The sequence below is a fragment of the Hongsoonwoonella zoysiae genome, assembly GCF_013266695.1.
GTDB classification, from domain to species: domain Bacteria; phylum Pseudomonadota; class Alphaproteobacteria; order Rhizobiales; family Stappiaceae; genus Hongsoonwoonella; species Hongsoonwoonella zoysiae.
On record NZ_JABRXF010000003.1, the window covers coordinates 457,070 to 471,742 of the forward strand.

Consider the following 14,673-nt stretch of genomic DNA (forward strand, 5'->3'; position numbering starts at 1 on the left):
CGATGGACATGACCTTATATGCCGTCATCGGCCTGATGGCCGTCTCGTTCATCACGCCGGGGCCCAACAACTTCATTATCCTCAATGTTGCCGCAAAATCCGGCCCGGTCGCGGCCCTTCCTCTTGTCCTCGTCATCATTTTGGGCTGGTTGTCGTTGTTCGGCTCCGCCTGGTTCGGCGTATCCCGGGTTCTGCTGGAAACGCCTTTTCTAAATCGTGCTCTTTTGTTGGCCGGATCGGCATATCTCGGCTTCCACAGCATCAATCTGCTTTTTCGGGACAACGGTCGATATGACCAGCGCCCGGAAAAAAGCCCATTCGTAGAAACCGCGGCGGGATTGGCCCTTTTCCAGTTCCTCAACCCGAAGGGCTGGGTTCTCGCGGTGACCGTTGCCGCTTCGGTACCCAACGATGGGGCACTTGCGCTCCTGCTGGCTTTGACGGCGGCATGGATTTCGGCCGCAAGCCTGCTTGCATGGTCCGTTGCCGGGGCTTCGCTGAAAGTCTGGCTGAAAGGACGCCGCAGCCGTCGAGCCTTCGACGTCGTCATGGGTCTAAGTCTTGCGGGATTTTGCGTCTCTATCGTTGTCCATCAATGGCCTTGATCCCTCTTCGCCAGATGGCCCAAGGCAAGGATCATTCGGGCCGCTGTCTTCCCGTTGCGGGGAACGGCGAGTTTGTGCAGATCAGCACTGAGCGAGTCAAATCGGCAAGTCGAGCCGTGGCTTCCAGAAGGGGCGGAAAAGCTCGATCTTGGGGCAGCGGTTCATCACCACTTTCAGCCCGGCATCCTCGGCCAGCCTGGCGGCGCGTTCGTCATAAACGCCGATTTGACCCCAGAGCACCTTGGCCCCGATCGCGATGGCCTTTTCTGCGATGCCGTACAATTCTTCCTTGGGTCTGAACACCTCGACCATGTCCACCGGACGGTCAATTTCTTCCAGGGAATGATAAACCGGGATGCCGCGGATCTCCGTCACCTGCGGATTCGGGTTGACCGGCAGCATCTCGTATCCCGTTTCATGCAGCACGCGCAGCACGCCGTAGCTGAACTTGGTCTTGTCGGCACTCGCGCCGACCATTGCGATGGTTTTGACCGAACGCAGGATATCCGCCAGATACTCCGGAGCGTAATCATAAAGACGATCGATATCGGCTTCGGGCATATTACGCCTCCCTCGGTGTGGCGATGTCCGCTTTCAATTCATGCGGCTCAAGCGGATCGAGAAACGGATTGCGATAGAGTTTGTCATGGCTTTCCACGCCGATCTCGAGCGTGCAATCCGACAGCGGACGCGCGACGCAGAGCACCACGTAGCCATAATTGATCTGACGGTTGTTCAGCGCCACCTGCCGACGCTGATCGACTTCACCAGAAGTCAGCTTGGCCGCACAGGTGATGCAACCGCCATATTTGCAGCCATAGGGGAGATCGACCCCTTGCTCGCGCAACGTATCGAGCAGGGGGCGGCGGGCGTCGACCTTGTAAGCCGCGCCGCCGCGATTGGAGATCGTTATTGTCCAGGTGTCGGTCACAGCCAGATATCGCTCGTGCAATCGCCGCCTGGATAGCGGGTTTCGTGGCAGCGGCTTGGGCCGTTGGGTTCCTTGCCGAAATCGACGATAAAGTCTTCATTGATCTTCATGCCGCCGTTTTCGACATCGCAGTCGATCATGACCATCACCCCGCCTTGCTTGCGAATTTCAGGATAGAACTGATTGTCCCAGGTCGAGAAGAGCGACGTGGTGACATAGAGCCGCCTGCCATCGAGCGACAGTTGGAACATCTGCGGACCGCCCGCGACCCTTACGCCATTGACCTCGGGCGCCTTGCCAAGAAGCCCGCCCATCCAGACCTGACCGGTCAGTTTCGGGTTGTGCGGGTCGGTTATATCGTACTGGCGCATATCGCCATGCAGCCAGTTGTTCAGGTAAAGATACTTGTCGTCCATCGACACCAGGATCGCCGACATCACGCCCGGAACCGGGATCGGCCATTCGGGATGCGGCTCATTGCCGACATCGATGATCTTTTCCCACTCCCACTTTCCTGAGCCGTTCTTCCAGAAATGGATCACATTGGTACTAAGCGCCGCACCGCAGAACCCATGGGTGCTGTCCGGGTTGTGATGGAACTTGACTTCAAGCGGAATCAGCCCGTCTTCACCCAGATACATGGTCTCGACGGGAACGCGCTTTTCGAAATCCCAGAGATGGAGGCGGCGGCCGTATTTCAGGTGTCCGACCTCTTCCAGATCGAAGCCCGGCATGAAGGTGTTGGGAGCGGCCCATTCCGAGCTGACCATCACGTTGTGGCGCGGCTGATACCAGAAATCATAGCCGAACGGGATGTCGCCCATTGAGTTTTCCCAGCGGCCCACGATCTCGAGATCCTTGTTGAGATGCAGATAGCCGCCCGGCGCCTCGCCCATCGCATCGCCCAGGAACGAGATGATGATCTCTGATCCGAGACAGTGAACGGTGTGCGGGCCCGAAAGGTTGGTCTTCGCCTTGATCTCGCTGCCGTCGATAACCTTGTGCAGGCGCGGCGCGCGAGGATCCGTGGCGGTGTCGACGATATGGATGTTGTTCGAGCGAACACCCGGCACCAGCAGATATTTGCGCGACATCGACCCGTCGTGATGACAAGACGAACAGGCGTTCCATCCCATATGGTGCAGCTCATCCCCGATCCCGGGCATTTCCAGCCGGTGGATCACCTGGGAATAGGTCGGGCTGTCCGGATCCGCATCCACCGTCGCCAGATAGTCCGGTTTCTGGATTCCCGTGCCGGTATAAATCGCGATTGTATAGAGCAGCTTTTCGCGGGGCGCCCTGATCGCCTCTTCCGGGCTGGCATATCCCGGGCCGCAACATGTCATCCCGCCATTCTCACCCATGCCGCTTCCTCCGTCCGGCGCGATTTTCAAGCCTGCCGCTCATTTTCTTTGACCCTATTTTATGCGATTAATAGCCGTAAAGTAAAAGAAGCGCCCGGACCGGCTTATTACTGCCCTGAAGTGCGCGGCCTTCGCGCAAAGATCGATGCCGGGTTGATTGAGGCTGCCGGCCGGATCGCGGCGAAGATGCAGCTGGCCCGTTCGGGCACGTCGGACTGATGCAGTTCGGAGGAAATGCATATCCGGGATCGGCTACCATGGTCTCAAACTACATCGAAACGTTCCGGCAATTCAGCTTCGGAACCCAGATCCGAAAATCCCCCTATTCGGACGCCGCGTTGCGATGGGCGGCAAAGGGATTTTCGGTCTACAACCATATGTACATCCCCCGCGACTTCGGCGACCCGGAGCGGAATTTCTGGAACCTCGTGAACGAGGCCATTTTGTGTGACGTCGCCGTCGAGCGTCAGGTAGAGATCACTGGCCCGGACGCCGCAAGATTTACGCAGTACCTGTGCTGCCGGGATCTTTCGAAGTGCCAGGTCGGTCAGTGCAAATACGTTCTGTTGACCGATCAGGATGGCGGCATCATCAACGATCCCGTTTTGCTGAAACTCGCGGAAAACCGCTACTGGCTGTCGATCGCGGACAGCGACGTGCTGTTATGGGCCAAGGGGATTGCCGTAAACGCCGGCATGGATGTTCGTATCGATGAGCCGGATGTTTCCCCCCTTCAACTGCAAGGGCCGCAATCCCGTGAAATCCTCAGGGCCGCTTTTGGCGATAGCCCTGCGGAGCTGAAATATTTCCGGTTTACGGAATACGACTGGGACGGAGTGCCTCTCATTATCTCGCGCACCGGCTGGTCGAGCGAGTTGGGATATGAAATCTTCCTGCGGGATGGCTCGGCCGGCGATCGGCTTTGGGAATATCTCATGGAGGTCGGACGCCCGCTGGGGCTCCATCCCGGGCACACCAGCAGCATCCGCCGCATCGAAGGTGCGATGTTGTCCTATCACGCCGACATGACGTTGAAAAACAACCCATTCGAACTCGGGCTGGATCGCCTTGTCGATCTGGATATGGAGGCCGATTTCATCGGAAAATCCGCCCTGAAGCGCATCAGGGAAAAGGGTGTGTCTCAGTTGCTTGTCGGTTTGGAAATCGACGGGCCGCCGCTTGCCGGTGCGAACGACGAGCACTGGCCTGTCACCAGGGATGGGCAGATTATCGGCCGGGTAACATCCGCTATCTACTCGCCGCGCCTGAAAAAGAACATCGCGCTGGCGATGGTGGCCCGCCGGCACACCGGGATCGGCACGCGCGCGGTCGTCGATATGTTCGCTGAACTGCGAACTTGCGAAGTCGTCCCCAAACCGTTCTACGACCCCGGGAAATCCATCGCGGCCAAAAGCTGAAGCGCCTGCCCCGAGAGCAAAGCTGCCTTTAGGGCAGGAGTTCGCTTCAAAATCAATACCTTAAGCATATCCCGCCAATTCGCGCAGATTGCGGATCACTTGGGCCGCGGCCTGACGAATTTCTGCTCGATCGCCTCCTTGCCCCACTGGTCGCCGCGATATTCCTCCGCCAGCGTAAAACCGAACGCTTCGTAGAGCGCGCGCGCGGTGTCGAGCCCCTTCAGCGTCCAAAGGTGCGTCTCGGCAAATCCTTGCGCGTCGCAATGCTCCATGGCGCGGCGCATGAGGTCCTTGCCGAGGCCCCTTCCGCGCAATCGCGGGTCCAGGAAGAACCAGCGCAAGTGCCCCCGGTTCTCGCCGAGGTCCTCCCCGTCGATGGCGATCGTGCCGCGCAGTTCGCCGCCCTCTTCCACATACCAGATTTCGTTGGCCGGGCTCTCCAGTCGGGGTGCGAATTCCGCGACCCCGCGCGCCACGATCGCCTCGAACATGACGCCGAAACCCCTTTCGCGCGCATAGTAGCTGCCGTGCATTTGCGCGATCCAGCCGACGATGCCGGGCCGGTATCCCGCCTTGATCACGGTGCCTTGCCTGTTCGCTGCATCCGTTTCGGCGCGCCCGTCGTCAAGCGCCTGGGAATAAAGCTCCAGCCCTTCCACCACGCATTGCCTCTGGGCGGTTTCCAGCGTCTCCAGCGCCCTTGCAACGCGCGTTTGCGCCCAGTTGGTGATCCCGGCGAATAATCGTTCGCCCTCCGCCGTGAGCTTCAGGTCCTTGCTGCGCGCGTCCGCTTCGCAGCGCGTTTCCTCAATGATCCCCCGCTCCACCAGCATCTTTAGAAGCCGGCTGACGGTCGATTTTTCCAGAAGAAGCCTTTCGCAAAGCTGCTTTGCGCTCATCCCTCCGCACTCGCCCAGCTCGATGATCGCGTGAACGGCGGAGGCCGAATATTCGGTGCCCGCGAGCGTCTTCTGCATGAAACCCAGTTCACGCACCAGCTTGCGCGAGGCGGCTCTTATTCTGGAGACATCGGGGTCTGCTCGAAGGTTCATGGCCTCACCCATATAGTTGTATGATACAACTATATGGGTTCATCGCACTTGCAGCAAGCCGTCGCTTGCCACTTCCTGCAATGCGATGGCCAAGACTTCGAGCCTGTCCCTACTTCACCGGATCGAGGCTCGCCGGCGCCGGGATATCCTCGGGCACGAAGAAGTCGAGCGTCAGCTTCTTTGCGGGGTCGACGCGATACTTGTCGAAGTCGCTCACGCCGCGCGAGGCGAGGAACGTGTCGTCGATCAGGAAATTGCCTGTAAATTCCTTCGCAGGCGAGGTGAATATCTCGTAAGCCGCATCGGCAAGGATCGCCGGCTGACGGCTCGTGCGGATCATCTCGTCGCCGCCGATGATATTCTTGATCGCGGCAGTCGCGATCGTCGTGCGCGGCCAAAGCGCGTTGACGGCAATCCCCTTTTTGCGCAATTCGCCGGCCATTCCGAGCACGACAAGGCTCATGCCGAATTTGGCGATGGCATAAGGAGTAAAGGGCGCAAACCATTTTTCCTGCATGTCGAGCGGAGGCGACAGCATCAGGATATGCGGGTTTTCCGCCTTGGCGAGATGAGACGCGGCGTATTTGGAGCACATCAACGTGCCGCGCGTGTTGATCTGGTGCATGAGGTCGAAACGCTTCATGTCGGTCTGCGCAACCGGCGTAAGCTGGATGGCCGAGGCATTGTTGACCAGGATATCGAGCCCGCCGAATTCCTCCGCTGTGCGGTCGATCGCCGCCTTCACGTTTTCCTCGTCGCGTACATCGACGACGAGCGGCAGCGCCTTGCCGCCCGCGGCCTCGATTTCCTCGGCTGCCGTGTAGATCGTGCCTTCAAGCTTGGGATGCGGTTCCGCCGTCTTCGCTGCCACGGCGACATTCGCGCCATCGCGCGCGGCTTTCAGCGCGATTTCCTTGCCGATTCCGCGCGATGCGCCGGTGATGAAAAGTGTTTTGCCCTTGAGCGACATTTTGTTTTCTCCGTTCGACGGCATCAGCGCTTGGATTTGGCCATGAAGGCCGAAAAGGCGGCGAAGGCTTCCTTCGAGGTAAGACGTTCGGCGAAAGTCCGGATTTCGGCTTCGATCCGCTCTTTCAGCTCCGCCCGGTCGCCGATCAGGAGATCGCGCGAAAGGCGCATGGCCTCAGTTGGCTTTTCCGCAATCGCCTGTGCGATCTCAAGCGTGCGGGCCTTCAGTTCATCCTCGCCGACGATGTGGTTGACAATGCCGGCTTCCCTCGCCCGCTCGGCATCGAAGCCCTGCCCAAGGCAAAGCAGCTCGAATGCTCTTGCATGTCCCATCAGCCGGGGTCCGAGCAGGCTGGAGCCGGCCTCCGGCACGAGGCCAAGATCGATGAACGGCGTCTTGAAAAGCGAGCGCGCACTCGCCAACACCATGTCGCAGTGGAAGAGCACGGTCGTGCCAACACCGATCGCCAGCCCGTCGACACCCGCCACAAGCGGCTTCTCATTGCTGCCGAGCGCCCGCAGGAACCGCACCACAGGCGCGCCTTCGATATTGCCGCCGGCTGACGACTTCAGGAAATCGCCGATATCGTTTCCGGCGGTGAAAACCTCCGGCTGGCCGAGGATGACGTTGACGCGCAGATCGTCGTTCTCGTTTGCCGCTTCAAGCGCCTCGGCCATTGCCGCATACATCTCGCCGGTCAGCGCGTTCTTCTTTTCCGGCCGGTCGATGGTGAGGATCTGGACCGCGTCTTTTCGTTCAATACGGATCATTCAAAAAACCTTTTCGGATTTCATGCCTCAGGAAGCGAGTGCTTCGGCGTCGTATCCAAGCACCGCATCGGCAGCCGAAAGGATGTCCGCCTTGAGCCCGCTTGTCTGGCCGAGCTGGCTTCCCGCGAAATAGCGCGCCAGCTGCACGCGCCTTTTCTCCGCCGGCGCATCACCTGTCGATGCGACCGCCCCCTTGATCAGCAGCGCACCGCCCAGCGTCACACCGGCAAGCCTCAGGAAAGGTGTCGCGCCTGAAAGCGCCTCGCCCATGCGCCCCTCCGCCATTGCGGCAAGCAGCCAGTCGCTTGCTTCTTCGAGATCGGCAACCGCCATATCCAGCTTGTCGGCCATCTCCGTGAAGCCCTCACGATTTGAGCCGCGCGCGCTGCCCGAGATTTCACGAAGTTCGCCGATGAAACCGCGAATGTGCTCACCGCCCGAAAGCGGCAGCTTGCGGGTGACGAGGTCGATCGCCTGGATGCCGTTGGTGCCTTCGTAGATCGGCGCGATGCGCGCATCGCGCAGCAGGCGTGCTGCACCCGTTTCCTCGATATAGCCCATCCCGCCGTGCACCTGTACGCCGAGCGAGGCGACCTCGACGCCGATGTCGGTCGAAAGCGCCTTGGCGATCGGCGTCAGCAGACCCGCGCGTTCGCTCCAGTGCTTTTTCGCCGCATCGCCTTCCGCCAGTTCGGCCATGTCGATGGCATGGGCGTTCAGATAGCAGATCGCACGCGCCACTTGCGTATAGGCCTGCATGGAAAGCAATGTGCGTTTAATGTCCGGATGATGCGCGATCGCGCTCATGCCCTGCGATGTGTCGCCCGCGGCCCGGCCCTGCTTGCGCTCCAGCGCATAGGCGATCGCTTCCTGGCTTGCGCGTTCCCCCACACCCACGCCCTGGATACCGACGGCAAGGCGCGCGTTGTTCATCATCGTGAACATGCAGGCCAAACCCCGGTTTTCCTCGCCGATCAGCCAGCCGATAGCACCTTCATTATCGCCATATGCCATAGTGCAGGTGGGTGAGCCGTGAATGCCGAGCTTGTGCTCCACGCCCGCGCAGCGCACGTCGTTTCGCTCGCCGAGGCTCCCGTCGTCGTTGACGAGGAACTTCGGCACGAGGAACAGCGATATCCCCTTGGTGCCCTGAGGCGCGTCCGGCAGGCGCGCGAGCACCAGATGCACGATGTTGTCTGTGAAATCATGCTCGCCGTAGGTGATGAATATCTTCTGGCCGAAGATGCGATAGGTGCCGTCGCCCGCCCGTTCGGCGCGCGCGCGAAGGGCGTTGAGATCGGAACCTGCCTGCGGCTCGGTCAGGTTCATCGTGCCCATCCACTCGCCGGAAACGAGCTTTGGTAGGAATTTCTCCTGCAACTCCGGGCTTGCGTGTTTTTGCAGCGCCTCTATAGCGCCGATCGTCAGCGTCGGGCCGATGGCAAACGCCATGGAACCTGAATTCCAAAGCTCCATTGCAGCCGCATGCAGCATGGTCGGCAGGCCCTGCCCGCCGAACTCCGGATCTCCGGTCAGCGAATTCCAACCTCCCTCGCACCAGCGGGCGTAGGTCTCCTTCCAGCCGGGAGGCGTCATCACCTCTCCGTCTTTCAGCGGCGTGCCATGCCTGTCGCCGATCTCGTTCAGCGGGGCGATTTCCTCCGCGGCGAAGCGGCCGGCTTCAGCGATGATCGCATCGACGAGGTCTTCGGAAAGCTCCGCGTGGCGCGGTGCTGCCAGGACATCGGAAAGTCCGGCTACGGATTTCAGCGTGAACAGGATGTCGCCCACCGGTGCGCGATACATGTTGCGTTTTCTCCCTATAGCCCCAAGCGCTGTTTTTCTTGACGAAACGCCTTGCCGCCCGCATTACCCGATACACACTCGGCCCTCGGGCCGGACGGACATTACCGCAGTTGACGTTAACGTCAACCATAAACGCATCCCCCTCTCCCTCTGTTGAGCGGAGGCGGAACCTCCGGGTAAGGCAATGCTACGCTGGATCATAAGCCCCGAAACACGGGATTTGCGCGACGCGCCGGAATTTACCGCCGCCGTCTCCGCGCTCCGTTCGGGCCAGCTTGTCGCCATCCCCACGGAAACGGTCTACGGGCTCGGGGCGGATGCCACGAACCCGCAAGCCTGCGCGGGTATCTACGCCGCGAAAGGCCGGCCGAGTTTCAACCCCCTCATCGCCCATGTTCCCTCGCTTGAGGAGGCCGAAAAGCATGGGCGGTTCGACGCGCGCGCCAGAAGGCTGGCCGAAGCTTTCTGGCCCGGCCCGCTGACCCTCGTCGTGCCACGGCGCGCGGAAAGCCCTGTTTGCGACCTGGCAACCGCAGGCCTCGACACGATTGCGTTACGCGTGCCCGCGGCACGGATCATGCGCGATCTTTCTTGCGCGGCGGGCTGCCCTATCGCGGCGCCCAGCGCCAACCGCTCAGGGCGCATCAGCGCCACCACGGCGGATGATGTTATCGAAGATCTTGGTCAGCATATCGCCGTCGTTATCGATACCGGGCCCACGCCCGTCGGCGTGGAATCGACCATTGTCGCGCTGACCGATGATGTCCCGCGCCTCCTGCGTCCAGGCGGCCTGTCGCGCGGGGATATCGAAGCCATCCTCGGCGAACCGCTAAAGCGGACGGGCGCGGATGACGAAGCGCCCGCCGCCCCCGGTATGCTGTCCTCGCACTACGCGCCGAATGCACGGCTCAGGCTCGACGCGCAGAACGTCAGGCCGGGAGAAGCGCTTCTGGCATTCGGCCTTCCGCTGCCGCCCGGAGCCGAACGGGCGGTGGCGGTCGAAAGCCTGAGCGAGACGGGCAACCTCGTGGAAGCGGCCGCGCGCCTTTTCACCGCGCTGCGGAAACTGGATGCAAGCGGCGCGTCCGCAATCTGCGTCATGCCCGTTCCTTGCGAGGGGCTGGGCGAAGCAATCAACGACCGCCTTGCCCGCGCTTCCGCTCCCCGCCCCTGAAGGAGTGCTTGCGTACGTTCGAACCGCAGCCGTCAGCGGCAAATACGCTTGGCTGCGAAAGAATAACTGTGGCCATTATGCCGCAGACGATACCTATCCACAGCATTGCAATCCAACGTTTGAACAGCTTGACATATCGAGGCCGAAAAGTTGCCGCTCCAATAACTTCAAGATTCTCAATATCTTTTTCCGCGCTGCGCTGCGGAACATGTCCAGTTGAGGCGAGATTTTTCTGGCAAATATTACAGTTCGCAACGATGCTTGTCTTAAGTCTACATGATATTGGCTTCGCATCCGCGAACGAATCATCTAGTATTTAACTTGTAAACCTTGGTGATGCAGCGGACCTCCCCACGAGCCTGGTGGCTCGCAACTCTTCCCGGAGCAGGCTCCTCCAGTCTGCTCCGTTTCTTCTTTCCGGCCCATCGCCTTCCACGAAATTCTACCAACGTCGAAACGCCGATTGAGGTGCCGCATTGACTTGGGCACTCACCCCCGGTCACATGGGTGCAACACTCATGCGGGCAAATGGACAACACCCTTGGCGACGCTGCTGCTTCATCACACGGCCTATCTCGACCATCTGACGCCTGTCGGCCATCCCGAACGGCCGGACCGTATCCGCGCCATCGACAGGATCCTGGAGCATGAGCGGTTTCAGTCGCTGGAGCGCGAGCCGGCGCCGCTCGGCAATGTGGACGATGTGCTGCGGGCCCATCCGGCGGAATATGTCGACATGATCCGCAATGCGGTGCCCTCGGAAGGGCTCTTCAGGCTGGATATGGACACCACCGTTTCGCCGGGAAGCTGGGAGGCCGCGATGCGGGGCGTCGGCGGGGCCTGCCTCGCGGTGGACGAGGTCGTGACGGGCAAGGTATCCAATGCGTTTTCCGCCTCGCGCCCGCCCGGCCATCATGCCGAACGCATTCGCGCCATGGGCTTTTGCCTGTTCAACAACGCGGCGGTCGCCGCGCGCCACGCTCAGGCAAAACATGGCGCGGAGCGCGTGGCCGTTGTCGATTTCGACGTGCACCACGGCAACGGCACACAGGACATTTTCTGGTCCGATCCCTCGCTCATGTATTGCTCCACCCATCAGGCGCCCTTCTACCCGGGTTCTGGCGCCGCGAATGAGACCGGAGACCACGACAATATCGTCAACGCTCCCTTGAGCGCCGGCGACGGCAGCGCGGAGTTCCGGGAGGCGATGGAGATCGTGGTCCTGCCCCGGCTTGAAGCGTTCGCGCCCGATCTTGTCATCATTTCCGCAGGCTTCGATGCCCATGTACGCGATCCGCTCGGCGGGCTGAACCTTGTGGAGACGGATTTCGCCTGGGCGACGGAACGGCTCATGGACGTGGCGACCCGCCATGCGCAAGGCCGCGTCGTCTCGCTGCTGGAGGGTGGTTATGATCTGGAGGGTCTTGCGCGTTCCGCCGCCGCCCATGTCATGACGCTGATGACGGCTTGAGCCTGCCCCGGCGTGCCGAACCATCCACAGCCGCGGAAAACGCCGGCCTTGACCTCTTTCGTCGCGCGTCCGATCTTCGGCGCGAGAAGATACCGACCGCCGGGAGATAATACGGATGACCAGCGAAACGAAAGGCAGCGACGTTTCGGCCATGTCCTTCGAGGATGCGTTGAAGGAACTGGAGGTCATCGTCTCCCGCCTTGAGCGTGGCGACGTGCCGCTTGAAGAAAGCATCACCCTTTATGAAAAGGGCGATGCGCTGCGCCGGCACTGCGACAAGCTCCTGAAAGCGGCGGAGGCGAAAGTGGAAAAAATCCAGCTTTCCAAGGACGGTACAGCCTCCGGCGCGGAACCTCTCGACGTCGAATAACGTCCTTGGCTCCTCCTCGCACGACCTCTTGAAGCGGCGAACAAGCGGATCACGCACTGTCTGACGCGAATATTGTCGTGCACCGCAAAATACAATTTATGCGTGCAGCGACGCCGGCGTGTTTGCTCCATCTGACTTGGCCCTGTTTCGCCCAGCGACGCCGGCACTTTCGCATAATGCAGGAAAAACGGCCCCAAGCCATGGCGCAAGCGTGTGCGAAAAGGCTCATGGATACGGTATGCTTCAATCCGGCATCCATAATTTACGTTACGGAAATTTCATAGCTTTCGCCCGAGCGCACCTATTCGCCCGCAGCTATCGACTTCCCGCACCCGCGGCTTTGCACATGAAGGCGGAATATCCCCGCGTGGAAACAAAAAAAGGGCCGCGCGAAGGCGGCCCTAAGTCGATCACTGTGCACGTGGCCCCATCGACCACAACCTATGTTTAGTAGAATTCTCGCCGGAATGCACCCCCCAAATGGATGAATCGCGCATTACGGGAGATTGATTCACTTCACAATCATGTTTGTAGCGCAGTGTTGACAAGACGCGCGATTCACTCTCGTCCATCATGATTTGCACCACATATACGCTTGGTGTAAGCCAAGGCCCTTGTGCAATCAGACCAGGTCATGAACCTGGCGTTTCAACGACAGATGCGACGCAAATCGTGACAGACCGCCCAATCACGCCGCTGCTCGATACGATCGACACTCCCGCCGATCTCAGGACGCTGCCCGAGTCCGACCTCAAGCAGGTCGCCGAAGAACTGCGCACCGAACTCATCGATGCGGTTTCGCGCACGGGCGGGCATCTGGGGGCCGGGCTGGGTGTCGTCGAGCTGACTGTTGCGCTTCACTATATTTTCGATACGCCGGACGACCGCCTCATCTGGGACGTCGGCCACCAGTGCTACCCGCACAAGATTCTGACGGGGCGGCGAAACCGCATTCGCACGCTGCGCCAGGGCGGCGGACTTTCCGGTTTCACCAAGCGCGCGGAAAGCGAGTATGACCCGTTCGGCGCGGCGCATTCCTCCACGTCGATTTCCGCCGGGCTCGGCATGGCGGTCGCGCGCGATCTCGACAATCGAAAGAACAACATCATCGCGGTGATCGGCGACGGCGCGATGTCGGCTGGCATGGCCTATGAGGCGATGAACAATGCCGGCGCCCAGCATTCGCGGCTCATCGTGATCCTGAACGACAACGACATGTCGATCGCCCCGCCCGTCGGCGCCATGTCCGCCTATCTGGCGCGCCTCGTTTCAGGCCGCGCCTATACATCCATTCGCGATGCTGCGAAGCATCTCGTCCAGTCGCTGCCCAAGCCCTTGAAGGAAAAGGCCGCTCGGGCGGAGGAATACGCGCGTGGCTTCTGGACCGGCGGCACGATGTTCGAGGAGCTCGGCTTTTTTTACGTCGGGCCGATCGACGGTCACAACCTCGATCACCTGCTGCCCGTGCTCAGGAACGTTCGCGACACCCATCACGGCCCGGTGCTGATCCATGCGGTTACGCAGAAGGGCAAGGGATACCCGCCCGCCGAAACGTCTTCGGACAAATATCACGGCGTCGCCAAGTTCGATGTCGTTACCGGCAAGCAGGCGAAACCGGTCGCAAATGCACCGAGTTATACGCGCGTTTTCGCCGACAGCCTCATTCGGGAAGCGCGAGACGATGAGCATGTCGTCGCCGTAACCGCGGCCATGCCGGATGGTACGGGCCTTGACCTCTTCGGCAAGTCCTTTCCGGACCGTACGTTTGACGTCGGCATTGCGGAGCAGCACGCAGTCACCTTTTCCGCCGGCCTTGCCACGGAAGGTTACAAGCCGTTTTGCGCGATATACTCGACCTTCCTGCAGCGCGGCTACGATCAGGTCGTCCATGACGTGGCGATCCAGGGCCTGCCGGTTCGCTTCGCGATCGACCGGGCGGGCCTTGTTGGCGCGGACGGGCCAACCCATGCGGGCGCATTCGACACGGCCTATCTCTCGTGCCTTCCCGGTTTCGTCGTCATGGCGCCGGGCGATGAGGCGGAGTTGCGCCATATGGTTGCCACTGCCGCGCGTTACGATGAAGGTCCGATCGCCTTCCGGTATCCGCGCGGCGAAGGGCGCGGCGTCGAGTTGCCCGATCGCGGCGAGGTGCTGGAGATCGGCAGGGGCCGTATCCTGCGCGAGGGTACGGCGGTCGCGCTCGTCTCCTTCGGCGGGCGTTTGGGCGAGTGTCTCAAGGCCGCCGAGGAACTGGAGGCCGCGGGCCTTTCCGCCACGGTGGCGGACGCCCGCTTCGCAAAGCCCCTGGATGAGGAGTTGATCGCCCGACTTGCGCGCGAGCATGAGGTTCTCATCACCATAGAGGAAGGCTCGGTCGGCGGTTTCGGCAGCCATGTGCTGCAGATGCTCGCCATGAATGGCCTGCTCGACAACGGCTTGAAGGTGCGGCCGATGGTGCTGCCGGACCGTTTCATCGATCAGGACAAGCCGGACGCCATGTATGCGCAGGCCGGCCTGGATGCCGCATCCATCGTCGCACAGGTCTTCGCCACGCTCGGCCGTGACGCCGTTCCCGTCCGCCGCGCCTGAACCCATCACTCCTGAATCCGGCGCGCGGGTACAAGCCCTGCGATAAACGCATGCCGCCATGCGGTACTGCGCATTGACAATCGCCCGCACTTCTTCCAAGCCTTGTACAAGTAGAACGTCGGCCTTTCCGCCGGCGTTCTTTCGTTTTTCCTG

At 60.9% G+C, this 14,673-nt stretch carries 13 protein-coding genes; 6 read left to right on the top strand and 7 right to left on the bottom strand.

What is annotated here, in order from left to right; genetic code table 11:
- The first annotated feature begins 2 nt into the window (after nucleotides 1-2).
- Nucleotides 3-605, top strand: coding sequence for a LysE family translocator (locus HPQ64_RS18500; protein ID WP_172890105.1), 603 nt, complete (start codon nucleotides 3-5; stop codon nucleotides 603-605).
- 96 nt (nucleotides 606-701) lie between these two features.
- Here HPQ64_RS18500 and HPQ64_RS18505 read toward each other — a convergent pair whose 3' ends face one another.
- From HPQ64_RS18505 to HPQ64_RS18515, 3 genes are read right to left on the bottom strand one after another with little or no spacing between them, the layout of a single operon-like run.
- A complete protein-coding gene (locus HPQ64_RS18505; RefSeq protein WP_172890106.1) occupies nucleotides 702-1,166 on the bottom strand; it encodes a CoA-binding protein in 465 nt (154 codons plus the stop codon).
- A 1-nt stretch (nucleotide 1,167) separates the two neighbouring features.
- Nucleotides 1,168-1,536: a 2Fe-2S iron-sulfur cluster-binding protein gene (locus HPQ64_RS18510; protein WP_172890107.1), complete on the bottom strand. Its 369-nt coding sequence runs from the start codon at nucleotides 1,534-1,536 to the stop codon at nucleotides 1,168-1,170.
- Complete coding sequence (locus tag HPQ64_RS18515; protein ID WP_246270788.1) at nucleotides 1,533-2,900, bottom strand: selenium-binding family protein; 1,368 nt, start codon at nucleotides 2,898-2,900, stop codon at nucleotides 1,533-1,535. Before HPQ64_RS18515 ends, HPQ64_RS18510 begins: the two co-directional genes overlap by 4 nt.
- 257 nt (nucleotides 2,901-3,157) lie before the next feature.
- On the opposite strand from HPQ64_RS18515, the gene HPQ64_RS18520 reads away from it, so the two are divergent.
- Entirely contained in the window at nucleotides 3,158-4,318 is a 1,161-nt protein-coding gene (locus HPQ64_RS18520) for a glycine cleavage T C-terminal barrel domain-containing protein (RefSeq protein WP_172890108.1), read from the top strand.
- A gap of 95 nt (nucleotides 4,319-4,413) precedes the next feature.
- Here the strand turns inward: HPQ64_RS18520 and HPQ64_RS18525 are convergent, their stop codons facing one another.
- From HPQ64_RS18525 to HPQ64_RS18540, 4 genes are all read right to left on the bottom strand, one after another.
- Nucleotides 4,414-5,370 (bottom strand): bifunctional helix-turn-helix transcriptional regulator/GNAT family N-acetyltransferase, encoded by a 957-nt coding sequence (locus tag HPQ64_RS18525; protein ID WP_172890109.1) that lies wholly within the window; start codon nucleotides 5,368-5,370, stop codon nucleotides 4,414-4,416.
- Nucleotides 5,371-5,479: 109 nt separating this feature from the next.
- Nucleotides 5,480-6,340, bottom strand: coding sequence for an SDR family oxidoreductase (locus HPQ64_RS18530; RefSeq protein WP_172890110.1), 861 nt, complete (start codon nucleotides 6,338-6,340; stop codon nucleotides 5,480-5,482).
- Between the two features lie 23 nt (nucleotides 6,341-6,363).
- The gene (locus HPQ64_RS18535; RefSeq protein WP_172890111.1) at nucleotides 6,364-7,110 is read right to left on the bottom strand and encodes a crotonase/enoyl-CoA hydratase family protein; all 747 of its coding nucleotides are present in this window, start codon (nucleotides 7,108-7,110) and stop codon (nucleotides 6,364-6,366) included.
- A gap of 27 nt (nucleotides 7,111-7,137) precedes the next feature.
- A complete protein-coding gene (locus tag HPQ64_RS18540; RefSeq protein ID WP_172890112.1) occupies nucleotides 7,138-8,916 on the bottom strand; it encodes an acyl-CoA dehydrogenase in 1,779 nt (592 codons plus the stop codon).
- Between the two features lie 184 nt (nucleotides 8,917-9,100).
- Between HPQ64_RS18540 and HPQ64_RS18545 the strand changes: the two genes are divergently transcribed.
- The 4 genes from HPQ64_RS18545 to dxs all read left to right on the top strand — a co-directional run bounded on the left by HPQ64_RS18545 (nucleotide 9,101) and on the right by dxs (nucleotide 14,520).
- Nucleotides 9,101-10,090 carry an L-threonylcarbamoyladenylate synthase gene (locus tag HPQ64_RS18545; RefSeq protein WP_172890113.1) on the top strand — a complete coding sequence of 330 codons (990 nt, stop codon included), beginning with the start codon at nucleotides 9,101-9,103 and terminating at the stop codon, nucleotides 10,088-10,090.
- Between the two features lie 541 nt (nucleotides 10,091-10,631).
- On the top strand, nucleotides 10,632-11,561 hold the full coding sequence (locus HPQ64_RS18550) for a histone deacetylase family protein (protein WP_172890114.1): 930 nt from the start codon (nucleotides 10,632-10,634) through the stop codon (nucleotides 11,559-11,561).
- Between the two features lie 115 nt (nucleotides 11,562-11,676).
- Nucleotides 11,677-11,931, top strand: coding sequence for an exodeoxyribonuclease VII small subunit (locus HPQ64_RS18555; protein ID WP_172890115.1), 255 nt, complete (start codon nucleotides 11,677-11,679; stop codon nucleotides 11,929-11,931).
- 672 nt (nucleotides 11,932-12,603) lie between these two features.
- Nucleotides 12,604-14,520: a 1-deoxy-D-xylulose-5-phosphate synthase gene (gene dxs, locus HPQ64_RS18560; RefSeq protein ID WP_343036063.1), complete on the top strand. Its 1,917-nt coding sequence runs from the start codon at nucleotides 12,604-12,606 to the stop codon at nucleotides 14,518-14,520.
- Nucleotides 14,521-14,673 lie beyond the last annotated feature (153 nt).

Excerpts from the sequence above, each read along its gene's own strand:
- HPQ64_RS18525 (WP_172890109.1), bottom strand. The coding sequence starts at position 5,370 with ATGAACCTTCGAGCAGACCCCGATGTCTCCAGAATAAGAGCCGCCTCG.
- HPQ64_RS18530 (WP_172890110.1), bottom strand. The coding sequence starts at position 6,340 with ATGTCGCTCAAGGGCAAAACACTTTTCATCACCGGCGCATCGCGCGGA.
- HPQ64_RS18545 (WP_172890113.1), top strand. The coding sequence starts at position 9,101 with ATGCTACGCTGGATCATAAGCCCCGAAACACGGGATTTGCGCGACGCG.
- HPQ64_RS18500 (WP_172890105.1), top strand. The coding sequence starts at position 3 with ATGGACATGACCTTATATGCCGTCATCGGCCTGATGGCCGTCTCGTTC.
- HPQ64_RS18540 (WP_172890112.1), bottom strand. The coding sequence starts at position 8,916 with ATGTATCGCGCACCGGTGGGCGACATCCTGTTCACGCTGAAATCCGTA.
- HPQ64_RS18555 (WP_172890115.1), top strand. The coding sequence starts at position 11,677 with ATGACCAGCGAAACGAAAGGCAGCGACGTTTCGGCCATGTCCTTCGAG.
- HPQ64_RS18505 (WP_172890106.1), bottom strand. The coding sequence starts at position 1,166 with ATGCCCGAAGCCGATATCGATCGTCTTTATGATTACGCTCCGGAGTAT.
- HPQ64_RS18520 (WP_172890108.1), top strand. The coding sequence starts at position 3,158 with ATGGTCTCAAACTACATCGAAACGTTCCGGCAATTCAGCTTCGGAACC.
- HPQ64_RS18535 (WP_172890111.1), bottom strand. The coding sequence starts at position 7,110 with ATGATCCGTATTGAACGAAAAGACGCGGTCCAGATCCTCACCATCGAC.
- HPQ64_RS18515 (WP_246270788.1), bottom strand. The coding sequence starts at position 2,900 with ATGGGTGAGAATGGCGGGATGACATGTTGCGGCCCGGGATATGCCAGC.